Source organism: Mesorhizobium sp. WSM4887 (assembly GCF_029625865.1).
Taxonomy (GTDB): Bacteria; Pseudomonadota; Alphaproteobacteria; order Rhizobiales; family Rhizobiaceae; genus Mesorhizobium.
Genome location: NZ_JARTVP010000001.1, coordinates 1232833 through 1259621, shown reverse-complemented (window position 1 = coordinate 1259621; position 26789 = coordinate 1232833). Strand labels below are relative to the sequence as shown.

Sequence of the window (26789 nt, the reverse complement as noted above, 5' to 3'; positions counted from 1 at the left end):
ATACAGCCTGTATGTTAATTGCACTTACATACAGACTGTATGTTGGATGGCAGGAGAAAGAAAGATGAAGACGACCAGCTATTATCCGGTGCTGATGACCGGCGACGTCGCCGCCACGGCGGCCTTTTATGTCGAGCATTTCCGCTTCAAGGCGCTGTTCGACACCGACTGGTACGTCCATCTGCAGTCGGCCGAGGATCGCCGCGTCAATCTCGGCATCGTCGACGGGGACCATGAGACGATCCCTGAGGAGGGCCGGGGACGCACGTCCGGCCTGCTGATCAATTTCGAGGTCCGCGATCCCGACGCCGTCTATGAGCGCATCGTGGCCGCAGGCCTGCCGATCCTGCGCACCTTGCGCGACGAGCCCTTCGGCCAGCGCCATTTCATCACCAAGGACCCCAACGGCGTGCTGATCGACGTGATCAAGCCTATTGCGCCGAGCGAAGAATTCCTGGCGCAATACGCCAAAGGTGCGGCCGGGAGCTAGGCCGGACAGCGGGTCTCAGTTCGTCCGCGCCACCGGCGTCACGGCGACCTGGCTGACGCCGGTGCGGCGCACGACGGTGCAGAGCGTCTCGCGACCGATGCGGTCGGCGTCGAGCATGCGCACGAGATCATCGACGCCGGTGACCGGTCGGCCGTCGAGAGCGGCGATGATGTCGCCTTCCTTCAGGCCAGCCCTCGCGGCGGGGCCGTTCTTCTCGACACTGCGCAGGCGCACGGCCGTGTTGGTCGTGACCTGCGAGAGAAGTGCGGCACGGCGCGGCAGGTTGGTCGTATCGGCAGAGACGCCGATGAAGGCGCGGCGCACGCGGCCGAAGCGGATGATCTCGGAAATGACGAAATTGGCGGTGTTGGAGGCGACCGCGAAGGCAATGCCTTGCGCGCCGTGGATCATGGCGGTGTTGACACCGACGACTTCGCCAGCCGACGACACCAGCGGTCCGCCGGAATTGCCGGGGTTGAGCGCGGCGTCCGTCTGAATGACGTCGTCGATCAGCCTGCCGGTCGAGGCGCGCATTGAGCGGCCGAGCGCCGAGACGACGCCGGCGGTGACGGTCCATTCGAAGCCGAGCGGATTGCCGATGGCGATCGCGATCTGGCCGCGCCTGAGGCGCTTGGAATCGCCGAGCGGGGCGATGTCGGCGAAGCTGCCGTCGGCGCGAACCAGCGCAATGTCGGTGTCGGGATCGCGGCCAAGCACGCGCCCCTCGCGCGAAGCGCCATCCGGCATCGTGACGCGAACGTCGCGGGCGTCGTTGACGACGTGGAAATTGGTGACGACCAGCCCGTCCTGAGCGATCACGAAGCCCGAGCCATGGCCGCCGGCACCAATGCGCTCGATGCGGCACACGGCCGGTCCGATTCGATCGACGGCGTCAGCGACCGTCGCCGAGTAGGCGTCGAGCAAGGCGTCATCGGATTGGAGTTTTTCGACGGCGAAGGCCATGGGTGGGGCTCCCGTGTGATCTGGCGCAAACGATGCCTATATGTGCGGAGCGGCAGCAATTGCCGCGACCTGACCACATGGCCAGTCAGGCACTCGACTAGCCGTCAGGCGAGTATTCGCGGCGGGGCCATGGAGCGATATCTGGGTCACAGAACCCAGGAGATCATCGATATGAGCAACTTCAACCTTAGTGCCTTTTCCGATGCCGTTGCCGATGTCGCGGCGGCCGCCGCGCCGGCGCTGGCAAGCTTCGCTACGCATCACCACCGCACCGCGAGCGCCTTCCACTGGCGCGACGGCTTCTTTGTTACCGCGGAGGAAGCGGTCGAAGCCGGAGAGGAGATCGAACTGACGCTGGCCTCGGGCGAAACTGTGAAGGCCGAGCTTGCCGGCCGAGATCCTTCGACGGGCGTTGCCCTGCTGAAGCCGGCTTCCGCCGCCGGTCTGCCGCAACTGGCTGAGGCCGCTGCCGTGCGCCCCGGCAACGTGGCGATCGCCGTCGGCAATAGCGAAGGGGCAGCACTTGCGGTCTTTGGCACGGTCGGCGAGGTCGGGCCCGCCTGGCGCTCGATGCGCGGCGGCGCGATCGAACGGCGCATCAATCTGGCCATCAACGCCGGCGGCCGCTTCGAGGGCGGTCCGGTGCTCGATGCCAAGGGCGGCCTGATCGGCATGCTCTTGTTCGGGCCGCGCCGGCGGGCGCTGGTCATGCCTTACGAGACGATCGAGCGGGCGGTTGCGACGCTGCGCGAGAAGGGACATGTCGCGCGCGGCTATCTCGGTGCCGGGCTGCACCCGATCCGCAACAGCGACACCCACGGCGCCATGGTGATGAGCCTCGACGACAGCGGCCCGGCGAAAGCCGCCGGCCTGCATGTCGGCGACATCATCGTCACCTGGAATGGCGAGGCCGTGCATGGGCCGCGCGAGCTGATCCGCAAGCTCGGGCCGGACAGCGCCGGCACCACCGTGACGCTCGGTATCTTGAGCGGCGGCGCTGAGCGCGATGTTTCGATCACCATCGGCGAAAAGCCGTTGAGCTGAGAGGCCGATGGCAAGCAGCGCGATACAAACGATTGCTCGACCGGAGCCGGCAAGCACCCGGCTGACGGTGCTGATCGCGCTCGGCGACGCGGCCCGCGCCGAGCAACTGGTCGATGCGCTTGCGGCGAGCGAGGACCTGCTGCCGATCCTCGCCGGGAGCGGCATGGGTCAAACGGCGGATGTCGCCTTGGTCGATGAGGCTGCTTCGGAAAGCCGGGCCGTGAGCCCGGCAACGCCATGTGTGCTGCTGTCGCGTCGCGCCGGCCATGAAAGGCCGGGCGGCAATGTGTTTGCGACGCTGCCGGCCTCCGCCGACGGCCTGCTGATTGCCGCCGCCTTGCGCTTGGCGGCGTCCGGCTATCGCATCGGCCGGGCAGGACCGTCCGATCTTGGTGCACATGGCGAGTTCCACGCGGGGGTGTCCGAGGACGAGACGCCCGACGACAACCAGCCCCGCGCGGCGTTGTCGCCGCGCGAAGCTGAAGTGCTCGCGCTGCTGGCGGAAGGCGCGCCCAACAAGGTAATCGCCCGGCGGCTCAACATCTCCGTCCACACGGCGAAATTCCACGTCGCCGCGATCCTGATCAAGCTCGGCGCCGCCAACCGCACCGATGCGATCGCCATCGCGATGCGGCAAGGGCTGGTGCTGGTCTAGACCCTTTCAGCACGACGCTGCGTAACCTCCGACCGGTGCGTTGGGCCTTGCGCCACGGCTGCCCGCAGCGCAAGTTGCCTCACTGTTGCAGAGGGAGCCGAGACATGTCGCTCAAGGGAAAGACGCTATTCATCTCGGGCGGATCGCGCGGGATTGGGTTGGCGATCGCGCTGCGCGCGGCGCGCGACGGCGCCAATGTAACGATTGCAGCCAAAACCGCCGAGCCGCATCCGAAGCTGCCGGGCACGATCTACAGCGCGGCCGAAGAAATCGAGCAGGCCGGCGGCAAGGCGCTGCCGGTGCTTTGCGACATCCGCGACGAGGCTCAGGTCGGCGAGGCGGTGGCAAAAACCGTCGAGCGGTTCGGCGGCATCGACATCTGCGTCAACAATGCCAGCGCCATCCAGCTTACCGGCACGCTGGAGACCGACATGAGGCGCTACGATCTGATGCACCAGATCAACACGCGCGGCACGTTCCTGGTGTCCAAAATGTGCATTCCACACCTGAAGTTGGCAAACAATCCTCACATCCTGAATCTGGCGCCGCCGCTCGACATGAAGGCCAAGTGGTTCAAGAACCACGTCGCCTACACGATGGCCAAGTTCGGCATGTCGATGTGCACGCTCGGCATGAGCGCCGAGTTCGCCAAAGACGGCATCGCCGTCAATTCGCTATGGCCGATCTCGACCATCGACACGGCCGCCGTGCGCAATCTCCTGGGTGGCGCCACGGTGGCTGCGATGAGCCGCTCGCCCGACATCATGGCCGATGCCGCGTGCGCGATCTTCCTGCGGCCGGCGCGCGAGGCGACCGGCAATTTCTACATCGACGAAGAGGTGCTGCGGGCCGAGGGCGTCACGGACTTTTCGGTCTATGCGCCAGGCGCGGCGGATCAGCTTGCCGGCGATTTTTTCGTGCCGGACGAAGTGTTCGCCAACTCGCCGACGAAGGTCAGAAGGATCTACTGACAGCCCGCGGCCGCCTCATTCCGCGGCGCCCTTCCTGCCTTTCGATGGATTCGACGCGAGTTCGAGACGCGTCCTGAGATGTTCCGGGGCGGTTTCGCCCTGATCTACGCAATTCCGAAAACCGCTGCGCACTCTCCTGGAATTGCTCTGTGGGGTTCGGCCGTATCTCGGGCAGGTGGACTTATTTTCAAGATAAAGCCCCGCCGGAGAGGGGCGCCGGCGGGGCTCATGTGTCCCGCTGGAGTCGGGACAGGGCAGGGAACGCCCTGACTGGAATCTGGGTGCCGCAATGCGGCGATTCAATGAGCACGGCGGGATGAGCGGGACAATTCTTCTTGAATTCCAAGAGAAAGGGCCCGTCCGGATCCGGACGGGCCCAATCTTGTCGCGCCGATTCCGAAAATCGGCTCAGGATCTTCAAGTCATTGCTCGTTGCTCGCCACAGGCGCCACCAGCGAGGTGATGCGGCGGATGGCGACACGACGGTTCTCGCGGTTCGGGCTAGACGTATTCACCTTGAGATATTCCTCGCCATAGCCCTGTGTCGTGAGGTTCTCGGCCGGGACGCCAAAAGCGTTGGTCAACGCTTCGGCGACCGCCTCGGCACGCCGATCCGACAGTGCGAGGTTCGCGTCAGGCGTACCGACGGCGTCGGTGTGGCCCTCGATCAGGAAGGTCTCGGCCGGGTTCTTCTTGAGAAGTTTGTCCATGGCGGTGGCCACGCCTTCGAGCTTCTGCACTTCGGTGTCGGAAAGAGTCGCCGAGCCGAAATCGAAGTTGAGCGTGTCGAGGTCGATACGACGGGCGATGTCGCGCACGCGGGCCGAGCGCTTGACCTCGTCGATCGAGTAGAGACGCTGGACCCTCTCTACCGGCGGCTGCTCGAGGAAGGTGTAATACTCGTCCGGATCCTCGACTTCTTCCGAATCCAGGATGTAGTCCCGACGCGATATGTCGAGACGCATCGGCGGCAGGTCGTCGCCTGGATCGCGCCAGTCGTCGACATCCTGGTAATAGCGCTCGTCGACATAGCTCAGGACATATTCGCGCCCGTCAGGCGTGATGCGCGAACGCTGGACAATGTCGCCATTGCGGTTGCGGATGGTGACGATCTTGACGCCATTCTCGCGCTCGACGGTCTCGCGGGTGCGGCCGCGCGGCAGATCCTCGTAATAGACATCCCTGGCGCCACGGGTAATGCGAGGAGCCTCGTTGCTTTCCACGAAAGTCTGGTTGTTGAACTGGAGGATCACGCGGTCGCCGAACTGCTTCACCACATCCGCGCCCTGGGGCCGGCGGCGCTCGCGGACCACCTGCTCGGGCGTAAGCTCGATCCGCTTGCCCTTTTCCTCGGTGACCGGAACAAGCTTCTCAGGCTTGATCGCCTGCTGGGCCGCCTTGTCGTCGGTGGGCGGCGGCCCCTGATCGACCGCGGCAGGCCGCTGCTGCTGTTCGGCCTGATTGCCGCCCTGCTGTCCAGCCTGGTTGCCGCCTTGCTCGACACCGGCCTGGCCATTCTCGTTCTGGCCGGCCGGCTGGCGGCCCTTGCGCTTGCGAACGACATCCTTCTGGCTGTCGAGGATGGGAGCCTCGTTCGCGTTGGCAGGGGTCTCGCCCTGTGCGGCAGCGCCGGCGTTCGCGCCGCCTTCAGCCGGCTGCTCACCGGTAGCGGGCTGGGTGGTTGCCTGGCCTTCGCTGGAGGGCTGCTTGGTCGAAGGTTGATCTCCCGTCACCGCCTGACCGGTGCCGGGCTGCTCGCCGACCGTCTGTCTGCGCTTCTTGGTCTTGTCCAGAGGCTGTTCGCCTTCGGCCGGTGCTGCTTGCTGATTGTTTTGCTGTGGCTCGGCCTGCTGTGCCTCGCCGGCAGGGGCTTCGGTCTTCGGCGCCTGCTCGGCCGGGGCGGTCTCGGTTTGCTGCTGATCCCGCTTCTTCCTGCGCAGCTTGTCTTGCGGCGTGTTGTCGTTGGCGGGCGCCGCCTGTTCGGCAGGCTGCTCGGCCGGTGCAGTCTCGGTTTGCTGCTGCTGGCGCTTCTTCCTGCGCGGCTGCTGTTCGTCGCTCGCCGGCGCCGCCTGTTCGGCGGGCTGCTCTGCCGGGGCCGTTTCGGTTTGCTGCTGCTGGCGCTTCTTCCTGCGCGGCTGCTGTTCGTCGCTCGCCGGCGCGGCCTGTTCGGCCGGCTGCTCGGCCGGAGCGGTTTCGGTCTGCTGCTGGCGCTTGTTCTTGCGCGGTTGCTGCTCGTCGGTCGCAGCCTGTCCGCCCTGATCGGCAGGGGCTGCCTCGATCTGCTGCTGTTGATCGCGTTTCTTGCGCGGTTTGAGCTGCTGCTCCGCCGGGGCCGCCTCTTCCGCCTGGCCGGACTGCTGCTGGTCCTGCCGCTTCCGGCGCGGCTTCTGCTCTGGCTCGGCGGACTGTTCGGCCGGCGCCGACTCCGTCTGCTGCTCGCGCTTCTTTTTCCTCGGCTGCTCGGCTTGCCCCTGCTGGCCTTGCGCACATTCCTCAGCCGATTGGCCTTCGGCGCAGTTCGACTGCGCTAGGATAAACGGCGTCCCCCGCGAAGGGCCGAGATCGGCCTGCAGCGGATACGCGCCCAACGGCGCGGATGCCATTAGCAGGCCGATTGCCGTACCTGCCAGAATCCGTGGTTGGCGTTTCATATCGATTTTCTCCTACTGGGGTCCCATCGCTGCCCAAACTTTCAACAGCATCAATTGGTTCCGCCGGGCATTGTTGTCAGCCAAGGATGCCCGGCCGGCCTTTTGAAGGCAATTTCGTGTTTTTCTAATGTTGATACTGGGTCACTGTGACAGCAGTGCTTGACCGACAGGTCCCGGAGGGCCAAATCCAGCCGCATGAATGCGCCATTTTGGAAAACCAAGACTCTCGAGGCCATGACGCCGGCCGAATGGGAATCACTCTGTGACGGCTGCGGCAAATGCTGCCTGTCCAAGCTCGAGGACGAGGATACCGGCGAAATCTATTGGACGAGCGTCGGCTGCCGGCTGTTCGACGCCGAAAAATGCCTGTGCTCGGATTATGCCAACCGGTTGGCGCGCGTGCCCGATTGCGTCGGCCTCACACCGCAGAATGTGCGCACCATCACCTGGCTGCCCAAGACATGCGCCTACCGGCTCATCGCCGAGGGAAACGACCTCTATTGGTGGCACAAGCTGGTTTCGGGAAGCGCCGAGACCGTGCATGAGGCCGGGATTTCGATCCGCGGCCGGGTGAAGGCCAAGGAAACGGATCTCGCCGAGCCGGACGACTATTTTGATTATGTGCTTGATGACGAACCCTGACGGGTTCGCATCTTGAAACTTGAGGGAACTGGGGCCGCGGTGACGCGTTCCCCGCGTCAGATTTGGAAGTGCATTCGGGTGAGGGGTTTTGCCTTTCTTCCACATGAACCGGACATGAACGGCCGGTTCGCACAAAGTTCAGACACAAAAAGGCATTTTGTAATCATTGGTTCGCCAATCATCCGTTCAAGGGCGAGAGGCCCACAACAAGGAGAGAGACAATGTTCAACCAGATCAAGACGGCAGCCCTTTCGGCCCTTGTCGGGCTTGGCACGCTCGGCGCCATCCCGGCGGCGCATGCGGACAGCCTCTATCTCGGCTTCGGCAACAATCACGATCCGCGCTTCGGCGTCTACACCGGCGATGATGGCTATTACCGCCGCGATCGCGACTGGCGCCGCCGCGGCTGTTCGCCGGACCGCGCGCTCGACAAGGCCGAGCGTATGGGCCTGCACCGCGTCCGCATCGTCGACATCAGCCGGCGAACGGTGAAGGTGGCCGGCCGTCAGTATGGCGACCGCGTGGTGGTGGTCTTCGCCAACGAGCGTGGCTGCCCGATCATCTATCGCTGAGGCTTTTCTGGAGCCTGCGAGGACAGGTTGGGCATGATCCTCTGCAGGACCAGCTGACCTTCTGCGAGGTCGGGAGCAGGATGACTCTCGCCGACGTCACCTGTGAGTAGTGGAGCCCCTTCGGCCAGTGCTGAAGCGTGGCTCAGATAAACCCCGGAGGATCGGTCCTCCGGGGTTTTGTTTTTGTCGGATTACCAAAGCGGCGGGCAAGCTATTTCAGCTCGAACGTGACGGTCACCTGGACGGTGTAGGAATTCTCGCCGGCCTGCACCGGCACGGCGGCGCGGGCGGCATCGAAAGCCTTGGCGTTCAACGGCATCGGCGCCGGCGCGACGTTCTGGTCGGTGATCTCGATCACCTTGCCAAGGTTGACGCCGGCGGCCGCGGCGAGCGTCTTGGCCTTGGCGAGCGCGTCGGCAACCGCCTTCTTGCGCGCCTCGGTGATGGTGGCCTTCGGATCATCATTGGTGAAGGCGATGCCGCCGCCCTGGTTGACCCCGAGCGACACCGCCTTGTCGAGGATGTCGCCGGTCTTGTCGACGTCGCGCACGCGCACCGACAGTGTGTTCGTCACCTGGTAGGCAACGAGTTCGGCTTCCTGGCTGCCGTCCGCCTTGTTGGTGTAATTGTAGCGCGGATTGATCTGGATGCCGGCTGTCTGCAGGTCGCGATCGGCAATTCCGGCCGATTTCATCGCCGCGATCACGGCCGCCATGGCATCATTGTTGGCATCAAGCGCGGCGCGCGCGGTCTTTGCCTCACGCATGACGCTGAGCGTCAGGATCGCCATGTCCGGCGCGACAGTCGCTTCGCCTTCGCCCGAGACGACAATTCGCGGAGGCGGCTGGGTGTCGGCGGCGCTTGCCAGCGCCGGAAACGCGATCGCGGCAGCGAGCGCGACAGGCAAAAGATATTTGGTCATGAAAACTCCTCGAAATCTGCGATCCGGTATCACCTCTGCCCAGACTCGAAAAAGGCATCGATTCCCGGCGTTGCGGGCAGTCCGGACCAGTTCACGCGCCTGATGGGCGCGCACACCGCTGTACGGAGCGAATATGAGCTGATTTTGGCATTTGCCGCCAGCGCTTTCGAAAGCCTTGTGCCGGGCGGCGAAAAACACTAAGCCAGCCCGCGTGGGGCCTGTAGCTCAATGGTTAGAGCCGGCGGCTCATAACCGCTTGGTTGGGGGTTCGAGTCCCTCCGGGCCCACCAAAAACCCTTTAATATCAAGTACTTAGCATATATTTTGGCTCCGCGCATCACCAAACGATCGCTAGGATGCACCTCGATGCGGCGTGAATCGCCGCTGTCCAAATGGCCGCCATTTTTGCCCGAAACTGCCATGTCCGACACTTCCCTGGAAATCAGCCTGAATAGCGTCGACATTTCCGCGCCTTAGTTTTTGCTTGCAGTCGGCCGCATCGGGTCATTCGGAGCACCATCCCCTGCACCCTATTTCGAGGGTTTTTCAGCTGTTTCACGATAGTTCCGACATTTCCATTTTGTCAGCGCCGCGCATTTGTAACGGTTGGCTGAGACGCGCCAGTGAGCGCCCAAAATGCCGGAATTTTTGGCCGTCGTCTCTGACGGGGGAATTCCGTAGCCAAGCGTTTTGGGAAGTGATGGTCGGCTCATCAGAGAGATGCCCGGCCGTTGGTTCAGAAACCGAGGAGTGTCGCTTGGTCGGTCCAGGCAATCGGGAGTTCCGGTAGGCGAGGAAGCCGATGCGCGGTCAGTTCGACAGGCTGGTCGCCAGCGACGATGCCGGACGCGATTTTGGGAGCAAGGAAGGCGAGGGGTAGGAGGCGGCTCACCTCGGATGCATCGGTGCCATTCAGTAAGGCAACGTCGGTGAGGCTGCGCTTGGCGCCATCCGTGAGCTGGTCAAGATACAAATGAGCGCGGCGAAGAAGGCTGACAAGAGCCGCATCCGGTTCTCGGATGGGGCTAGATCCATCGGTAAGCACAAGCCGCGTTTCGACACCGCGACGCCTCATCCCAAACGGACATTCGAGTAACGTCGTTTCGGCGCCACCATCAGTGGGGAGGACCCTGGCCAGCAACAGTTCCGAGACTGACCGGACATCGAGCTCGATGGTCAATGATCCCGGCCTGAGCGTGATCCGGCGAACGATTTTTTGGAGCAGCGCTCGCTTCGCGTAAACGTCTCCCGACGCCCAAGATGATCGCACCTCACCAGCTCGAGCAAGCGCGGATTGGATTTCGCCGGAATCCGCCCATCGCCGAATCCAATCAGACAGTTGGGCATGATCACTGAGAATCCGATTCAGACGATGCTCAACAATCGATTCGGCTGTCTGGGCGGGAAGGCGCCAACCGTCTGATCCATTTCGCCGCTGATCAACGAACTGCTTTGAGACGTAGTACCGATAGCGAACGTCTCGTCTCTTGGCATGAACGGATCGCAGCTTCTTGTCGGCTTCATCGAAGAGCAGGCCGGTTAGCAAATGAGCTTGGGTGACGTTCGACTGACTTCGCCGCCTGGGTGCCTGGGAGTTGAGAAGCTGCTGGGTCTCGTCGAACAAGGCAACCGTGAGGATCGCTTCGTGCTCGCCGTCGTAGATGTGCTTCTTGTGCCTAATTTTGCCGATGTAGATCGGGTTCGAAAGAAGGTGGTAAAGGTTGCCGCGGCCGAACGGTGACGTGACGACAACAGAACCGTCCTTTTGTTGGCGAGACCGTGCTGAAAGGCCGTCACGCCTGGCCTCGCTGACAAGTTCACGAACTGACTTCAAGACAAGATAGCGAGCGAACAGATGCTGGACGATCTTTGCTTCGGCTGCGTCAACCACGAGCTTGCGGTTCTCAGCGCGATAGCCGAGTGGCACGATGCCGCCCATCCACATGCCCTTCTTTTTCGAGGCGGCGATCTTGTCGCGGATGCGTTCAGCGGTGACCTCTCGCTCGAACTGGGCGAAGGATAGGAGCACATTGAGTGTAAGCCTGCCCATCGACGTGGTGGTGTTGAACTGTTGGGTGACCGAGACGAAGGAGACGGAATTGGCATCAAAGATCTCCACGATCTTTGAGAAATCCATCAGCGATCGGGTGAGGCGATCGATCTTATAGACGACCACCACATCAATCTTCCGGTTCTGGATTTCCTGCAGGAGGCGCCGGAGGGCAGGGCGCTCCATCGTGCCACCGGAAATGCCTCCATCGTCGTAATGGTCCGGCATTAGCCTCCAGCCTAACCCTGCCTGTGAGACAATGAATGCGGCACAGGCGTCGCGTTGGGCATCAAGCGAATTGAATTCCTGTTCCAGGCCCTCCTCGGTGGATTTGCGAGTGTAGATTGCACAGTTGAGGCGAGGGGATGTTGTCATAGGCCAAAAAACCTCGGGCCAGACCAATGCGTGCCGGTGATGCGGCGAGCAACGGCCGTCAGCGATCGGAACGTCTTGCCATCGAGCACGAAGCCACCGTGGACAACTTCAACAATATGCATTCGACCGTTCCACTCTCGCATCAGACGAGACCCGACCTTGGGCGGAATCGGTCCCGGCTTCTTCGCCACGACTGGGTTAGATGGCGCAGCCTCGGTGGATGCTGCGCCATTGCTTCTCGGGGACGCGGCATTCGCTGCAGGGAGCGAATTTATGCCAGTCGGACGCACATCGATCGACCCGAGGGCTTTTCTAGTGCTCGCCGGCAGGCCGCCCAGCCGTCTCGCCTGGAGATGCCAGGCGGCAGACCGCTCCAGCAACTCGCGCTTGACACCTTTGGGCGGCGGGCAGCCGTAGGTCTTTATCCAAGCTGCCACCAGTTGGTCTCGCGCCAAATCGCGGATTGCAGCGATCTCGGTGTTGATATCCAGTCGCTTGCGCATCGAGACTGCTCAGCCATATCTACTTCGACAATGCGGTAGCGCCGTTGGCCATCCTTGCCAGTTTCACCGAGCAGTTCGCGGCCAAGACTTTCCTAACGGCCCTCGAGAGGAAGGCCGACACCGATTGCGCCCCGCCATCCAGTAGCATCGATCAACGACTTGGCAGTGACGCTGTTGGTGGACCTCTGGGTCCTTCGGAAGCTGTTAATCCCGGCCTGCGCTAAGGGCGAAGTGCCCTTGCCTTTCTCAACGGTCACCGAGACGGTTGCATCGGACTTCTCGCGCAGCGAGGGGGTCGAGAGGTCCTGATAGAAGTTGGGTGCCGTGGCTCGCAGTTCGACGTTGTCAGCTTTGGCTTTGATGTAATTGAGGATTGCCATCTTGAATCTTCGTCAGTTCGGCGCCCGGATCATCCCGGCGCTTGCACTGACTGAAGCCCGCCGCTTGCGGGCTCGAGACTCACCTAGGCTCTTGCAGCACCGAGTTCCTCGGCGGTGCTTACCCAACCAATGCTTCCTTTGGCGGTGAAGTCCAGCGGAAAGTCGCTGTTTGCGAACGGTTCTGTAGCGCGTGGGGGCAGACGGCTAGGAACATAAGGTCTCGGAATTGTTGCGCTGCGTAGAAGTGCGCAACCCTCAGTCTACGGCGCGTTGTCAATTGATTGCCTGCCGGTCTTCTAATTATATGACCACCGCTGTCAATTGCGCTTTAGGCCGCGTTAGAAAAGCGACTGTCACAGGACAAGCATTGCGAAGGGGAATTGTATGCCGTCGTTGGACTTTGAAACAGAGAAAGAAGCATTTCGAACATACTATAACGACAACTCGGTCCGCTTCGATCAAGCGAAGGATGCGTTTCTCACGCTTTTGCGATCGCTACTAGCCCATGCAGGATTCGGCGCTGCCGCCGCTGTTGGCCGCATCAAGGATCGTGAAGAGTCGATCAAGAAGTTCACGCGAAAATATCAAAGTGGGCTGGAGGAGAGCAAGACGCCCTATACGATTCAAGATCACATCACAGACTTGATCGGGCTTCGACTCGTTTGTCTGTATGAGGACGAGATCGACCCCATCGGTTCGCTGATCCGCAAGCATTTCGAGGTCATCGACATCACCGACAAGACCGCAGAGATTGAAGGCACGGAGAACGCCTTCGGCTACAAGGGCCTTCATCTAGACCTAAAGCTCGATGGTGCTCGCGCCGACATGCCTGAGTATACTTTGTTCGCTCCTTATCGTTTTGAGTTGCAAATCCGGACAATTATACAGGATTCTTGGAGCACTCTCGACCACAAGATAAAGTACAAGAAGTCGATCCCGCCGGCGCTCAAGCGGCGTATCAACACATTGGCGGCACTTTTCGAACTCGCTGACCGAGAGTTTCGGCAAGTCCGCGACTCAACCCTTGTCGAGATCGCGAAGGCGGAAGCGGAAACCGATTCCGACTCCTCAGATACCGACCAGGCCGACGAACAGGCGCGAAAACGCCCCGTGGATGAAGCCGAAATTGAGCGCGGCCAGTTCGCGCCGCTAAATGCTTTTAGGCTCCTGCGCATCGCGCATCACTTCTTTCCTGACGTTGAGTTTGAGCCCAACAAGATTGATGGCTTCACGGCCGAAGTAACGAGACGAGAGCCAGAAATCAGCCGCGGGAAATTCAACTACTATCTTCGCACTACTATTGGGCTGGTGCGGCGCTATAAGGCGGCGGAGTTCGTAGATGAGGCCAAAGGTGGAAAGTTCAACGCATTCACTGAGATGCGTCATGCCCTTTACGCTGCCAACCCAGCCGCGTTCACAAGTATGCTCACCAATGTCGCTCGCGAGAGCTTCGATCTTTGGCGCACAAAGAATGCAGCCCAAATTGCAGCGGAAGAGAATGACCCGATGGCGCCTCCAAGGAAGCCATTGCGTCGACGTAACCGGGCCTGATGATCGCTCTGGCGCCCAGCGGCAGACCTCGATTGCCATGCTCTGCCCTTGACGCATCGAGCCGTGGCACCAGCGGGTTAGGACGCCTAGCTGGGTGTCGAATTCAACCTTTGGTACTGAAGTCCGGAGTCTACCAACAGCGGCGTGGAGGCCCTGCCTCTCGTCCTTTAGCGAGCGCCTGGACATGCGACGAGAGACTCCGGACAAGTAAGGAGCCCCCCAGGCTAGAGAGCCTGGAGGGCGAAGGAAAGACCGTATCTGGCCGGGTTACCGAACGATGTATCCGGGGTTGCCAAACACGTCTTGGCAAAACGCGCCGACTGGCTGAAGAGGGCCGGGGCCCGCCCGGCCGATACCAGTCATACAGAAGTTGCCGACCTGCATCTGCGGCTGCCAATTCCGCTGCGACTGCCAATTCTGTTGGGGGGCCGGCCCGCCGCCGCCATTGAAGCCATCCAACACACCGGAACGCTGAATAGCCCATGCGCCTTCAAGCGCCTGACCGGCGCCAGGCACAAAGCCGTCGAGCGTGGCCGCCGCGGCATGGTCAACCGGATTGCCGAGTTGGGCATTGAGGTGATCAGCAGCGCGGGCCAAGTCGGGGTTGAAGGGTTTGATGAAAGTGTCGGCAAGGAACCCCCCAGCGTGGGCGTCAGACATGCCGGCAACGGCGATCAGTGCAGCAAATGCAATGGTGGAACGGAGCTTGTTCATGGTAGTTCTCCACGGTTGAAACTTGATCTTCGGGGTGATCCCGCAGGCATCCGGTAGACGCCTGCGGGTCCATAGTTAGCGGCTGACCCAGCCCGTCTGGACACCCCACTGGGTGAAGGCCTGGCAAGGGCTTCCCAGGGGGTTCATCGGCCCCGGGCCAAAGCGCCCTGCCTGCGTCATGCAGAAGTTGCCCATCTGCTGCATCTGCGGCTGCCAGGTCGGGCTAGGGCTAGGCACAGGGACATTGCCGCCGTTCCCGAAGGGATTGAGCTGGTCAAGCGGTTTGTTCAGAGCGGTGTGGATGCCATCAAGGGCCTGCCGAGTGTTCTCGTCATAGAGCCCGAGGTCACGGCCCAAACCAGCCAGAAAGCCTTCGGCATGAGCATTGGTGGCTGCGACGCTAGTGGTCACTGCGGCGATGGCAATCATGATACGGACGGTTTTCATAACAATTCTCCACGTTTGCTAGGGTTAAACTGAAGCAATCCCTGTGGTAGCAAGGATCGTCTCAGTGGTTACTCTACTTCCGAGCATGAGTTGTTGGCGCTGCTCGTTGTGTAATAGATAATTAACCACCGCCCTGATCGCCACATTAACGATCGGGATCGTTCTGCAGTGAATTTCACGGCAGCCTAGGCTGTTTGAAGGAAGCGCCGGCCTCGATGAAGAGTTTTGACATTTCCGCAAATCGGATCATAAAATCTGACGGAAAATGAAATTTTCGGGGATTTGCTATGGCAATCGGGGGACGCACAGACGCGTTCGACGAGGACGCAAGGCTCCAAGTCGCGGCTGTAATCAAGAAACACCTCCACAATCGGTAAGTCCCGGAAGGAAGTGCTCTACGACCAGGGGCTAAGTGTCTCGACCATAGATAAAGCCCTTGCGGGCGATTTTTCTGAGGCGACGCTCGATAGGATCGAGGCCATCCTCGGCACGAAGTTTGCGCCCAAAAGTAATGTCTTTGCCGAACAGGCATCCGAGGACTTGGGCAGTTATACCTTTAAAGCTGTCGAGCACCTACAGGGCGACTACCTGGTTTTGCGGCCCTGTTTCAGCAATGTCGGACGTCTGAACGTCTATGGGATTTCCATCAAATGGGATGAGAATGAAGCGTGCCTCCTCTTTGAGGAAAAACAACGCAGCGATGTAAAGTATACGCAACGTGGCCGCGTTTACGTCCCGTTTGGCAAGCCGTTTTTCTCCCTGGTCACAATCGCCAAGGGGAGCGTCCGATTGATCAACCTCTACCTGCCGGAAGAGGACGGTATCTGCCGAGGAGTGATCTCGACGCTGCACAATCCCATGGCGGCGTCCTTTCAGCCGGCGACCTGCCCGATTGTACTGAAGCGCATTTCCATAGATGAGTTGAACGACGGCGTGGCTGCAGCAGGGTTTGTTTCTAGCGAGATGCCACAGTACACGGAATACAAAGACCTACTGGACGGCGTTATCGGAGATGGGTACGCGGTCCTGGTCACCGGGGCCGATTTTGTAGAGAGGCGAAAGCCGCTCGCGTTAGTCAGCTGATTTCTGTTTTCCGAGCCGCAGTACTCTCGCATGGACCGGTGAGCTATATCAACGCGAGGTCTTTACGCTGCCCCCATCACCTCACGATCGGTGGTGTCTCACCCAGGCGCCTTCCAAATTTTACCCGAAACGTCTCTGTCTGCGACTTTCCCGAAAGTGAGCCGAAATAGCGTCGACATTTCCGAGGCTTAGTTTTGCCATTTGGTTGACAGTTCGAGTCCCTTGGGGACCACCATTAAGTCTCTGTTTTTACTACGTTTTCCAGAGATATGATGCATTGATGCACCTGCGAACTTCCAACCAAACCGTGCATCGACTCTATGCGTCTCTGCCAAGCGCTGCCATGAAACTACACGGATTCAGGAGTTCTGGCGGGCCGTGGCGAACAGAGACGGAATTGAATAGACATTTCCGGGGCTTGCAAAGCTGAGTTGGTTGAGGGTTTGTGTGACTGTCCCCCCACCATTCAGTCCGCCAGTTTTGGCGTTCTTTCGACCGTCTTAGAATAGTGCCGACATTTCCGTAGGTTAGCGAAGCCTTCGCGGCAACGCTTGGCGGAGACGCCGCCGTCCAGGCCCAGAATGCCTCGAATTCGGCGCTTCGTCTCTCCGGGCTTATCTCCGTAGCCAACTGTTTGGAAAAGCGATGCTCGGCTGATGGTCGGAATCAGAGGCCGAGCAGGGCAGCCTGATCGGACCAGGCGAGGGGAAGGCCAGAGAGGCGCGACAGCCTGTGGGCAGTCAGTTCTATTGGCTGAGTGCCGGCTATGATCTTGGAGATGATCTTCGGTGAGAGAAACGCCAGGGGTAGCAGCCTGCTCACCTCAGAGACCGTTGTCGCATTCAAGCCAGCGATCTCTGTCAGGCTTCGGCCAGAGCCATCTGTAAGTTGATGGAGATACCGCTGGGAGCGTTGCACTACGTCGATCAATGCGGCGTCCGGTCCAGCGCTATTGGACGAGGCATCGCCTAGTACGATGCGCATCTCGACACCACGTCGCTTGATGTCGAACGGGCATATTATCGACAGGCTCTCGGCACCACCGTCGGGTGGCAAGGCTCTACCGAGCAGATGTTCGGCGAGTGCCCGGCAACCAATGTCGATGGTCAGCACCTTCTGACCAAGCGTGATGCGGCGGATGAGCTTTTGCAGCAGCGCTCGCCTGGCGTCAGCGGTCATGGGGTTCCAAGAGGCCTTGATCTCAGCCGCGCGACGCATCGCGTTTTGGATTTCGCTAGGGCCTCCCCATCGCTGAATCAAATCAGCGATTTGGCAGTGATCGCTGAGAATGCGATTCAGCTGATGCTCAACCACTGATTCAACTGCATCAGCGGGTAGGCGCCATCCGCCCGAGCTGCCGCGCCGCTGATCAACAAACTGTTTTGAGACATAGTACCGGTAGTGGATGCCGTGCTTATTGGCATGCACCGATCGAAGCTTCTCGCCGTGTTCGTCAAAGAAAAGTCCGGTGAGAAGATGCTGCTGGGTAACGTTGGATGTGCTCCTGCGTCGCGGCGCCTGAGACGCCAAGCGTGCCTGCGCCGCTTCGAACACCGGGCTTGTTATGATCGGCTGGTGCTCGCCGTCATGGACCTGATCCTTGTGCTTGATCTTGCCGATGTAGATGGGGTTCGAGAGCAGGTGATAAAGATTGCCGCGGCCGAATGGCATCGTGACAGCAAGGGTCCCATCCTGGCGTTCGCGAGTCCGAGTGACGAGGCCATCCTGCGCGGCCTCGTCAGCAAGATCGCGCACTGACTTCAGTACAAGATAGCGGTCGAAGAGATGTCGTACGATCTTCGCCTCGGCGTCGTCGATGACAAGTTTGCGGTGCTCCACGCGATAGCCGAGTGGCACGACACCACCCATCCACATGCCCTTCATCTTGGACGCCGCGATCTTGTCGCGGATGCGTTCGGCTGTGACCTCGCGCTCGAACTGCGCAAAGGACAGAAGCACATTGAGCGTCAGCCTGCCCATCGATGTGGTGGTGTTGAACTGCTGGGTGACGGAAACGAACGACACCGCGCTAGCGTCGAAAATCTCGACGATCTTCGAGAAGTCCATCAGCGAGCGGGTAAGACGGTCGATCTTGTAGACGACCACGACATCCACCTTCTTATCGCGAATGTCCTGGAGCAGCCGCTGCAGGGCAGGGCGCTCCATCGTCCCACCTGAGATGCCACCATCGTCATAACGATCCGGGACAAGCTTCCAGCCAAGTCCAACCTGCGAGGCGACATACGAAACGCAGGCTTCGCGCTGGGCATCGAGCGAGTTGAATTCCTGGTCGAGGCCTTCCTCGCTCGATTTGCGAGTGTAGACCGCACAACGCAGGCGAGCGGTTGAGTTGCTGCTCATAAGCCGAAGAACCTTGGACCGGACCAATGCGCGCCGGTGATCTTGCGTGCGATCGACGATAGCGAGGGATAAACCTTGGCCTCGAAGACGAAGCCATCGTCGATCACATCGACGATGTGGGTTTTGCCGTTCCAGTCACGAACCAATCGTGCGCCTGGCGAAACTTGTTTGCGCTTCGGCGCGGTCGCCACCTTGATGTCGTCGGCGACAACGCTAGGTTGCCTGTCGCGGTCGGCGAACTTCTTCTCGACCCGGTCTATGGCGGACCTGAGCATGCGACGCGTCTCGGTGGAAAATCCACCGAGACGCTTTGCCTGAAGGTGCCAGGCCGCTGCCCTGATCAGAAGTTCACGCCTGACACCCTTTGGTGGCGAGCACCTGTAGATCTTCTCCCATTGAGTTGCGAGTTCCTCGCGGGAGAGGTCGCCCAGAGCGGCGACCTCTGCTTCGATGTCGAGCTTGGCGCGCATGACCCTCAAGCGCCCTTGGCGCTGTCATCGATCCGGTATCGCCGAACTCCGTCCTTGCCGACATCGCTGACCAGGTTGAGGCCAAGCTTCTTCTTGACGACCGCCGACAAAAAGCCTCGCACCGAGTGCGCCTGCCAACCGGTGGCCTCCATCAGCATCTCGATGGTGGCGCCCTTGGCCAGGCGGAGTTTCTTCAGCACCAGCTCCGACTTGCTCTGCTTGCTCTCGTTGCGGGCCGCAGTCTTCGGTGGCTTGGCCGGTGTCGGCTCGGCAGCGCCCTCAGCTTCCCGAGCTTTCTTCTTCGTAGATTTTGCCTTCTTCGCCCGCTTGGGCGGGGTCTCGAGCGCGTCCCAGATGTGCTCATGCGGCTCCGGCGGGATCTGAAGCGTGTCGTTGTCCGATTCCGTGCTTTGATCGTTGCCGAGTGTTGTCATGATCGTTCTCCTTCAGTGCCAGTGCCGGCCAATCCGGCGCCTGTACTGACTTGAGCCCGGCTGGCGGGCTGGAGGGAGACCTTGGTTTTGGTGGCGATGGATACCGCCTCTTCGTTCCCCACACCAATGCTTGCGTGGGCAATGAAGTCCAGCCGAATGTGCCTTGACGGCTAGCTATTTGCGAAATGGCAGGTAAGAAGCAGTTGGGCTTCGATTTGTTTCAAAACTGAGGAATTTTACACGATGTCGGATGAACACGATCACGCTCACGTTGCTCTGATCGAACTGACCGCAGAGATTGTGTCTGCCTACGTCAGCAAAAACGCCGTTCCGGTGGCGGGATTGCCAGAGTTGATCGATAGCGTGAACGCGTCGCTGTCAAAGATTGGGCAGCCGTTCGAAGAGCCAAAGCCTGCACTGATGCCCGCCGTGAATCCGAAGAGGTCCGTGACGCCGGACTACATCGTCTGCCTTGAAGACGGTAAGAAGTTCAAATCGCTCAAGCGCCACCTGAGCACGCACTACGGTCTAACACCCGACGAATACCGCACCAAATGGGGTTTGTCGCCTGACTATCCGATGGTGGCTCCGAATTACGCTGCGGCCCGCTCGCAACTAGCCAAGGCTAGCGGGTTGGGCCGGAAGGCGCCGGCGAACACTCTGAAAAAGCGCTCCACTAAGCCAAAAGCAAAGTGAAGGCAGACTTGAAAGGAAGGCCGGTTTTGGGGGCCCTTCGGACGGTCTGGTCTAGTCTAGGCAAGTTCCTCTCCTCTTCAGGTCCTTCGCGGGGCGCCACTCGATCTCAGCTTAGGTGTATTCTGCATCTGGCCCTTGATTCGGCAAAGTTGCTGCCGGATGGAGATTTCGGCAAAGTCGCTGCTGGATGGAGCCGTCAGGCTTTTCCGAAGGTGCCGGTTAACCTGGCGGTGAATAGATGCTCGATCCCAATGCCTTGAAGCCCATCAATCCGAAGCCGCACACCGCTACGCCGACAGCCGCGCATGTCATGAGCGGCCTGCCCATTCCAAAAGGTGTTCGCGTTCGCTCCTTCTCACCTGACGAGTGGGAAGAGTTCACCGAGGAATGGGCGACCACATTGATACCGCCATTCCTGAAGGTGAGAAGATTCGGTGGAGCTGGTGACTACGGTGTTGATATCGCGGGCTTCTTGTCCGCTAATGGGTTCGCAGGTCCGTGGGAGAATTTTCAATGCAAGCGATATGATCATCCGCTCCGGCCCTCCGACATATGGGTCGAGATCGGCAAGATCATCTACTACTCCTACAAAGGGGAGTTCATTCCGCCGCAAAAGCATTTTTTCATCTGCACCAATGATATTGGCACCACGCTGGAGAGGCTTTTGAATACCCCGGCGAAGCTCAAAATCGAGGCGCGCGCCAACTGGGACAAACATTGCCGGAACGCCATCACAACCATGGTGGATGTGGAACTGACCGGGACGCTGCTGGCACATTTCGACAGTTTTGATTTCTCGATCTTTTCCTCGAAGTCAGTTCTGGAGCTTCTATCTGCGCACGTCACGACGCCCTATCATACCGTGCGGTTTGGTGGGGGATTGCCCGGCCGCGCCCCAACTGCGGCTCCGCCGGCTACTGTCAGCGCGCACGAAAGCCGCTACATCCGCCAGTTGCTAGATGCCTATGGAGAGCGGGACGGCGAAACCTACGCCGATCCGTCATCCATTGCGGCGGGGAGCCACTCCGCGCGCGATTTTCTACGCCAGCGTGAGCGCTTTTATCACGCTGAATCGCTCCGTAATTTCGCCAGGGATACAGTTCCCAATGGTACGTTCGAGGATCTACAGGACGAAGTCTATCATGCCGTGATCGATACCTGCGATGACCCGGATCATGAGAATGGCTTCGAGCGCATGCGCGCGACTGTGGATAAATCCATGGCTTTGACGCCTTCGTCTAACGCGCTGACCCCAGCTTTGAAAACGCAAGACAAGAAGGGAATATGTCACCAACTCGCCAACGAGGACAGACTCACGTGGGTGGTGCCGAATGTCTGAGGTATCACGTCGCACGGCCTTCAACAGCCCGTTGGAGACTGGAATGCGATCGTTGGCGATATTGCTCGCCGCTTTCCCAGAGAGCTACGATCTCCAAAAGCTGGTCGAACTCGACTATTTGACAGTTCACACCAAGGACGCGGGTGGCCCTGACAGCTTGCACGCGCCTTTGCCGTTGCGAGCAGGCGAACTTCTTGTTCGCAGGGAATTGGTTGAGCGAGGTTTGATGCTGATGGTCAGCCGCGCGCTAGTCGAACGCACGGTTTCCTCCGAGGGCATTACCTTTTCAGCCACGGACAAAGCATCTCCCTTCGTCGCGCTCTTGGAAGCGGAATACGCGCTAGCATTGTTGGATCGCGCAAAATGGACCGTCGAGCGGTTTGGCACACTGGCCGCCGAGGAGATACGCGGCGTGACGCGGGCATTCTTCGAAGGCTGGGCTAGTCAGTTCCAACCTCCGCAGACGCCAGGGCTGCTTTCATGAGCGCCTATCTTCATCTCGACGAGATGCGCTTCAGCGCACCCGGCGGCAAGGAAGCTAAACTCGCGTTCACGCAAGGTGTTAACGTCATTTGCGGTGCATCCGACACTGGAAAATCCTTCCTTGCCGAAGCCATCGACTTCATGTTGGGGGGCTCCTCACTAAAGGAGATTCCTGAGCGTGTCCCGTACGCATCGATAGCGCTCGCGATGGGTGCTAGTGACGAAACCGCCTGGAAATTCGACCGAGGTATCTCCGGCGGAGACTTTATCATCACGCCGCTTGGCGAAGGTCATGGAGAGCCCAGGAAACTGAAACAAAGCCACGGCCACGAGAAAGTGGACAATGTTTCTGGATTCTTGCTGGACAAGATAGGTCTGCTCGGCAAGCGCATCCTCAAGAGTGCGCGAAACGGAACCACGGTAAGCCTTAGCTTTAGAAATCTCGCGCGCCTGATAATCATCCAGGAAGGCGAGATTCAGCAATCAGGCTCGCCCTTCTGGGGTGGTCAGTTTACGCTCAAGACTGCAGAGCTTGCCACCCTTAAACTCTTGCTGACCGGCGTGGATGACTCATCAGTTATATCGGCGTCAGACAACGCGGATGGTGATAATACAAGGCAGCTCGCCCTTATCGATGAGTTGATAAGTGAGCTAACCGATCAAATCGCTGAGCACGGCGCAACGGCCGAAGAAATTAATGACCAATTGGATAAGCTTGATCAAACCATTGAAGGTCGGCGGGAGGAGCTGGCAACCGTTCAGAAGGAGCTTGACCAAACAGTCGCCATGCGCCGCGAAGTGTATGTGGCCCGCGAGGCGGTTGAGCAACGCCTTGTCGAGATCGAAGAGTTACTGGCGCGCTTCGCACTTCTGGATCAGCATTATCACGTTGACAAGAAGCGATTGGAGGCAATTCGCGAAGAGGGCTCTCTGTTCGTCCATGTCGAGCAAGTTTCATGCCCACTATGTGGCGCGGCTCCCAATCAACAACACACCGATACCGACTGCGATGGAAATATTGAGGCAGTCGTCGAAGCCGCCAATGCGGAAATTTTGAAAATCGAACGCCTGTCGTTCGAGCTGCGCCAGACGGTGAGCGATCTGAGGCAGGAAGCGTCGGCGCTTCGTACCAATAACAACGAATTCAACAAGCAGTATGATTTGCTGCAGAACGAAATCGCGCAAACGATTGCACCGCAAGTCGCCGAAACGCGCGCCAACTTCCAAGAGCTCCTGGAGACCAAGGCGAAACAGCAGAAAATTCTTAGCCTCCATGGGCAGGTCCAAAAGTTGCAAGCCAGGCGAGAAAGCCTGATAAACGACGTTCCGGAAACGCCGAGGGACACCCCAGCCAAGGTGGCTACAGGGATTCCCGAGTCCACTGCGCATGCGCTCTCACAAAAGGTGGAAAGCATCCTGCGGGCCTGGAATTTTCCGGGGGAATGCAGGGTGCATTTCGACAAAGAAGCTAGTGATTTCGTGATTGACGGCAAGCCAAGAGGGAGCCGGGGAAAGGGGCTTCGCGCGATCACGCACGCCGCCGTGACGCTCGCCCTACTTGAGTACTGCCAGGAGCATGATCTGCCGCACCCTGGCTTCGTGGTTATGGATTCCCCGCTGCTTGCGTACTTCAAACCCGAAGGCGACGAAGATACCGCCTTGCAGGGAACTGATTTGAAGGAGCGCTTCTACCACTACCTGATCCAGCATCATGGGAAGGGGAGCCAGATCATCATTATCGAAAATCAGCATCCACCAGAGAGTGTTCAATCAAACTTGGCGATGACGGTGTTTACCCGGAACCCGGCTGACGGGCGGTTCGGTTTATTGTAGTTAGTTAGCAATACCACTGAGCAAATCGCCCTTGAAAGCATCCCGAGGGTGTATAACGTCTTCGACCCTCGCCATAATATCGCTAATGGAAAGCCGTCTCTGCCGCATTTTAGGCTTTCAATCTCCGCGATGGTCCGCAGCCTCCTATCTCAGCGATCGAGGTTCGGAGCTCCACTCAGCCGAAAAAGTATCTCGCTGTACGGGAGCCGGGCCAAGATAGTGCTATGGTTGGCAATCGCTGCCGCCGTCATTCCCCGACAGAGCAGGCTGACGCCGCCTTGGGTTCGTTGGCAGATCGCATCAGGGCTATCGACCAGGCGTAGGTTCGGTACGCCATAGACTATCGCAGTCACACCATCTGGGATGGCTCCTATCGGCTGGATTACGAGAACGCGCACCCCGGCGAGCCATGCGACCACGATAGCGGCTAGGCAACTAGCGATCGCAAAGACAGCGGTCTTCTTCACGCGGGGCTCCTATTGTCCGCACCCGATTATGGTACCTGACGGCGTGATCGTGCATTCGTTTCCGTCGCTGTCCATTGAATGGATTCCGCTGCTGTCGGACCAAGAGCGAATGGAATACGAGTTTCCCTCACTGTCACTGCTGGTGATCTCTTGGCCGCCGTTCGGCAGCTTCTGGGTGTCAGTATCGATCGAGTAGTTATTGCCCTCGGTGTCGTACGATCGGATGTGCTGATCGCCGTCGGAGTCGGAGTAAGAATCGGTGCAAACTCTGTAGTCGCCTTCGCCGATGCAGTCTGCGTATGCGGACGGCATGTAGCCAAGTAAAAATACGATCGCCAGTGTTGCGAATCTTCTCCCCATAGAACGCCCACTCCGCAAAATGCCATACGTCAACAATGATCACGCGACGAACCGCCTCGTGTCTAAATCTAATATCTTGCTGCCAGGTATGCCCCCCATTAAACAATTGCGCAGTTTGCGGAGGTCGTCAACGAAGAAATTGATTTTGTTTACTCAGTCGATGTCGCGTTGAAATTCTTGGAAAATCGCTGTCTATCGCTTCGACACCGTTTGCGAGGGAAGCATGTGTAGCTTGCTTGTTTTTCTTTTTGCGCTGGCCCCGCTCGCGGCGAATGCGCAGGCATTCACGTGCAACCTTGGCCAGCGGGCCGCATGTCTTTCCTACAGTGACATTGTTATCGATCGTAGCTCCCAGTGCTTTGATTAGATGACATGTTTTCCTGGCGGCTTCGTCTGCAAGTCCGACTTTGAGGAGTTGGGAACCAAAGCCCAGCGCATTGCCCAATTACGACGATTTGCGCCTGTGCTTATCGCGCGTGACAGATATGGCGGGTTTGAACTCGTGATGCGTGCCGACCTGCTGCATTAGTAATGATCCAAAGCAGGGACGGTCGTAAAATTGCAGCCGTTCTACGGTTTGAACGCAGGTATGCAGATTAGTCCGGTAAAAGGCGAATAGCTGGGGTCTTAACTACGAGTCCCGATATTTGCCGCTTACGCATCAAGGAGAGTTGCGAACATAGTTACTTTTCGGTGTAATGCCGGAAATCCGCGAGTGGGTACGGGTTGGGGGTTGTAAAATGCAAGCGACGATGAGCCAAAAGCTCGCGACCTATGGGCAATGGACCTATAGGGGTGCGTGGGCGCTGGAGATAGCGGCAGCAACTATCGGCCTCACGACGGGCGTTGCGCTTGGGTATCAGGCCTTCGCAGCGAGCGAATCCGTCACTGCAATGGATCTGACATTGGCAAGTGCGCCATTTCTGATGGTTGCGATTGCTGAGCTGACGAAAATTCCGATTGCGACGCTCCTTTTCAGCGCGTCCTGGATCTGGAAGCCCATTGTGCTTGCCTTCCTCTTGATTCTGGCCGGTATCACCTTCGAGACCGTCTTCATGGGCATGGAACGCGCAGGCGCGCTTCGTCAGCTCCGCTATGAGGATTTGGTCAACAAGATCGACGCACTTGAACAGGAGGCCTCGAAGCTCGCTTCTTCGGACGAACTCGGACGCAAATCTGACCAGGTTGACCAGGCTCGCGCCGAGTTCGAAGAAATGACCGCGCTTGCGGAGAAGTCCCGCGCCAGTTTCCAGACACAGATTGCGGAAGTCGATGCGGAATTGCAAGGGGCGACAGCTCTTACTCCGGAGGCGTCTCGTGTTCGCGATCAGATCGAAGAGAAGAATGCAGTTCGATCGTCGCTGATTGAGCAGCGCGATGCTGAGATTAAGGGCGCCGTCGACCAGTTTGAACGCCAGCGCGACAGCTTTGTTGAACGCATCAAGATGGCGCGAGACTCCGGCGACAGCGATTCAGCTCGGAAGTTGGAGGCTGAGGTCGCTAAGCTTGCAAATCCACGATCCAAGATCGGTGCCAAATTCGATGCCCAAATAGATCCGCTGGATCAGGAGATCGCGTCGCTGCGATCCGATTTCGATCGGCTGCGCGCCAACAGTCCGCCGATGACGGCCGATCAGCGTCAGAAGCTCATCGATCGGCGATCGAATCTTGAGCAGACACGCGATGCAGACGCCGCGAGCTGGCAAAGAAGGCTCGATGAGGCTGGTAAGAGATTGGCCGCCGCCCAGGGCGCCGAGGCCAACAAAGCGACCGTTTCTGCGCAAAATCAGGTTAGGCAGGACCAAATTGCCAAGGAACTCGCGGCCCTAGAAAAGGAGCGGATTCCAATGGCGCGCACCGACCAAGTTCGGAGAATTGCGGCCAGATGGTACGGTGTAAAGCCAGAGAAGGTGACTCCTGAACAGGCAGGTGTGATCTCAGTCATTTGGTTTAGTTCGTTGGCGGTGATCGCCGCTCTTGCGGGGCCAATCACAGCGATGGTGGCACTTGCTTTGCAGCGGATAGCCGCTCGCGGAGAAGTCCAGTCCCAAAGCCGTCTGTCGTCTCTAATTCGCCGCATGCTGTTGCGATGGCGGTGGCGTCGCGTTCGTACGGTCGAAGTGCCAGTCGAAAAGATCGTTGAGAAAGAAGTCGAGAAGCGTGTCGACGTCCCCGTCGAGATTGAAAAGGTCGTCAAGGAGATCCTTTACGTTCCGCTGTTCACCGATGATCCAGAGGTCCTGCGGACGGCGTTGAATCAGGAACTGCCGCCCGATGTTGCAGAACTGGTGAAGCTGTCGATGAAGGGGCAGGGCAATGCTCGTCCGGCATAA

General features: G+C 59.4%; 25 protein-coding genes and 1 tRNA gene. 14 read left to right on the top strand and 12 right to left on the bottom strand.

Annotation, left to right across the window (positions count from 1 at the left end; genetic code table 11):
- The first annotated feature begins 64 nt into the window (after window positions 1-64).
- Complete coding sequence (locus P9230_RS05995) at window positions 65-490, top strand: VOC family protein (protein WP_067327168.1); 426 nt, start codon at window positions 65-67, stop codon at window positions 488-490.
- 15 nt (window positions 491-505) lie between these two features.
- Here the strand turns inward: P9230_RS05995 and P9230_RS05990 are convergent, their stop codons facing one another.
- A complete protein-coding gene (locus P9230_RS05990; RefSeq protein WP_127245923.1) occupies window positions 506-1453 on the bottom strand; it encodes a trypsin-like peptidase domain-containing protein in 948 nt (315 codons plus the stop codon).
- 171 nt (window positions 1454-1624) lie between these two features.
- Here P9230_RS05990 and P9230_RS05985 point away from each other — a divergent pair, with 171 nt between their 5' ends.
- From P9230_RS05985 to P9230_RS05975, 3 genes are all read left to right on the top strand, one after another.
- Window positions 1625-2497, top strand: a complete 873-nt coding sequence (locus P9230_RS05985; RefSeq protein ID WP_067326816.1) for a S1C family serine protease — start codon at window positions 1625-1627, stop codon at window positions 2495-2497.
- Window positions 2498-2504: 7 nt separating this feature from the next.
- Entirely contained in the window at window positions 2505-3152 is a 648-nt protein-coding gene (locus tag P9230_RS05980) for a helix-turn-helix transcriptional regulator (RefSeq protein WP_067326819.1), read from the top strand.
- A gap of 104 nt (window positions 3153-3256) precedes the next feature.
- Window positions 3257-4123, top strand: coding sequence for an NAD(P)-dependent oxidoreductase (locus P9230_RS05975; protein WP_095801603.1), 867 nt, complete (start codon window positions 3257-3259; stop codon window positions 4121-4123).
- Between the two features lie 422 nt (window positions 4124-4545).
- Here P9230_RS05975 and P9230_RS05970 read toward each other — a convergent pair whose 3' ends face one another.
- On the bottom strand, window positions 4546-6774 hold the full coding sequence (locus P9230_RS05970; protein WP_278117886.1) for an OmpA family protein: 2229 nt from the start codon (window positions 6772-6774) through the stop codon (window positions 4546-4548).
- A gap of 195 nt (window positions 6775-6969) precedes the next feature.
- Between P9230_RS05970 and P9230_RS05965 the strand changes: the two genes are divergently transcribed.
- Together P9230_RS05965 and P9230_RS05960 are read left to right on the top strand one after the other, a co-directional pair.
- Window positions 6970-7416, top strand: a complete 447-nt coding sequence (locus P9230_RS05965) for a YcgN family cysteine cluster protein (protein ID WP_127245921.1) — start codon at window positions 6970-6972, stop codon at window positions 7414-7416.
- 221 nt (window positions 7417-7637) lie between these two features.
- Window positions 7638-7988: a hypothetical protein gene (locus P9230_RS05960; protein WP_095779689.1), complete on the top strand. Its 351-nt coding sequence runs from the start codon at window positions 7638-7640 to the stop codon at window positions 7986-7988.
- 211 nt (window positions 7989-8199) lie between these two features.
- On the opposite strand, the gene P9230_RS05955 is transcribed toward P9230_RS05960, so the two are convergent.
- On the bottom strand, window positions 8200-8910 hold the full coding sequence (locus P9230_RS05955) for an SIMPL domain-containing protein (protein WP_095801601.1): 711 nt from the start codon (window positions 8908-8910) through the stop codon (window positions 8200-8202).
- Between the two features lie 214 nt (window positions 8911-9124).
- Between P9230_RS05955 and P9230_RS05950 the strand changes: the two genes are divergently transcribed.
- Window positions 9125-9200 (top strand) — tRNA-Ile (locus tag P9230_RS05950).
- A 446-nt stretch (window positions 9201-9646) separates the two neighbouring features.
- On the opposite strand, the gene P9230_RS05945 is transcribed toward P9230_RS05950, so the two are convergent.
- The 3 genes from P9230_RS05945 to P9230_RS05935 form a co-directional block, all read right to left on the bottom strand.
- Window positions 9647-11335: a recombinase family protein gene (locus tag P9230_RS05945; RefSeq protein WP_278117883.1), complete on the bottom strand. Its 1689-nt coding sequence runs from the start codon at window positions 11333-11335 to the stop codon at window positions 9647-9649.
- On the bottom strand, window positions 11332-11838 hold the full coding sequence (locus tag P9230_RS05940; RefSeq protein ID WP_067326842.1) for a DUF2924 domain-containing protein: 507 nt from the start codon (window positions 11836-11838) through the stop codon (window positions 11332-11334). Before P9230_RS05940 ends, P9230_RS05945 begins: the two co-directional genes overlap by 4 nt.
- A gap of 92 nt (window positions 11839-11930) precedes the next feature.
- On the bottom strand, window positions 11931-12218 hold the full coding sequence (locus P9230_RS05935) for a hypothetical protein (RefSeq protein WP_278117880.1): 288 nt from the start codon (window positions 12216-12218) through the stop codon (window positions 11931-11933).
- A gap of 384 nt (window positions 12219-12602) precedes the next feature.
- Here P9230_RS05935 and P9230_RS05930 point away from each other — a divergent pair, with 384 nt between their 5' ends.
- Window positions 12603-13769 carry a (p)ppGpp synthetase gene (locus P9230_RS05930; RefSeq protein ID WP_067326848.1) on the top strand — a complete coding sequence of 389 codons (1167 nt, stop codon included), beginning with the start codon at window positions 12603-12605 and terminating at the stop codon, window positions 13767-13769.
- Window positions 13770-14036: 267 nt separating this feature from the next.
- On the opposite strand, the gene P9230_RS05925 is transcribed toward P9230_RS05930, so the two are convergent.
- Both P9230_RS05925 and P9230_RS05920 read right to left on the bottom strand, forming a co-directional pair.
- Window positions 14037-14483 carry a hypothetical protein gene (locus P9230_RS05925; RefSeq protein WP_067326851.1) on the bottom strand — a complete coding sequence of 149 codons (447 nt, stop codon included), beginning with the start codon at window positions 14481-14483 and terminating at the stop codon, window positions 14037-14039.
- Between the two features lie 75 nt (window positions 14484-14558).
- Entirely contained in the window at window positions 14559-14930 is a 372-nt protein-coding gene (locus tag P9230_RS05920) for a hypothetical protein (RefSeq protein WP_067326854.1), read from the bottom strand.
- A gap of 390 nt (window positions 14931-15320) precedes the next feature.
- On the opposite strand from P9230_RS05920, the gene P9230_RS05915 reads away from it, so the two are divergent.
- Window positions 15321-16013 (top strand): hypothetical protein, encoded by a 693-nt coding sequence (locus tag P9230_RS05915; protein WP_156751101.1) that lies wholly within the window; start codon window positions 15321-15323, stop codon window positions 16011-16013.
- Between the two features lie 666 nt (window positions 16014-16679).
- On the opposite strand, the gene P9230_RS05910 is transcribed toward P9230_RS05915, so the two are convergent.
- The 3 genes from P9230_RS05910 to P9230_RS05900 are packed head-to-tail and all read right to left on the bottom strand — an operon-like array spanning window position 16680 to window position 19278.
- Window positions 16680-18374, bottom strand: a complete 1695-nt coding sequence (locus P9230_RS05910) for a recombinase family protein (RefSeq protein WP_278117875.1) — start codon at window positions 18372-18374, stop codon at window positions 16680-16682.
- On the bottom strand, window positions 18371-18844 hold the full coding sequence (locus P9230_RS05905) for a DUF2924 domain-containing protein (protein ID WP_278117874.1): 474 nt from the start codon (window positions 18842-18844) through the stop codon (window positions 18371-18373). Before P9230_RS05905 ends, P9230_RS05910 begins: the two co-directional genes overlap by 4 nt.
- 5 nt (window positions 18845-18849) lie before the next feature.
- Entirely contained in the window at window positions 18850-19278 is a 429-nt protein-coding gene (locus tag P9230_RS05900) for a DUF3489 domain-containing protein (RefSeq protein WP_278117872.1), read from the bottom strand.
- A gap of 243 nt (window positions 19279-19521) precedes the next feature.
- Between P9230_RS05900 and P9230_RS05895 the strand changes: the two genes are divergently transcribed.
- From P9230_RS05895 to P9230_RS05880, 4 genes are all read left to right on the top strand, one after another.
- Window positions 19522-19974 (top strand): MucR family transcriptional regulator, encoded by a 453-nt coding sequence (locus tag P9230_RS05895; protein WP_278117870.1) that lies wholly within the window; start codon window positions 19522-19524, stop codon window positions 19972-19974.
- A 238-nt stretch (window positions 19975-20212) separates the two neighbouring features.
- Complete coding sequence (locus tag P9230_RS05890; RefSeq protein ID WP_278117868.1) at window positions 20213-21313, top strand: ABC-three component system protein; 1101 nt, start codon at window positions 20213-20215, stop codon at window positions 21311-21313.
- Window positions 21306-21797, top strand: coding sequence for an ABC-three component system middle component 2 (locus P9230_RS05885; RefSeq protein WP_347403966.1), 492 nt, complete (start codon window positions 21306-21308; stop codon window positions 21795-21797). The genes P9230_RS05890 and P9230_RS05885 overlap by 8 nt, the downstream gene beginning before the upstream one ends.
- A complete protein-coding gene (locus P9230_RS05880) occupies window positions 21794-23629 on the top strand; it encodes an AAA family ATPase (RefSeq protein ID WP_278117864.1) in 1836 nt (611 codons plus the stop codon). Before P9230_RS05885 ends, P9230_RS05880 begins: the two co-directional genes overlap by 4 nt.
- 954 nt (window positions 23630-24583) lie before the next feature.
- Here P9230_RS05880 and P9230_RS05875 read toward each other — a convergent pair.
- Window positions 24584-24901: a hypothetical protein gene (locus P9230_RS05875; RefSeq protein WP_278117863.1), complete on the bottom strand. Its 318-nt coding sequence runs from the start codon at window positions 24899-24901 to the stop codon at window positions 24584-24586.
- A 295-nt stretch (window positions 24902-25196) separates the two neighbouring features.
- Here P9230_RS05875 and P9230_RS05870 point away from each other — a divergent pair, with 295 nt between their 5' ends.
- Window positions 25197-26789, top strand: coding sequence for a hypothetical protein (locus P9230_RS05870; RefSeq protein ID WP_278117861.1), 1593 nt, complete (start codon window positions 25197-25199; stop codon window positions 26787-26789).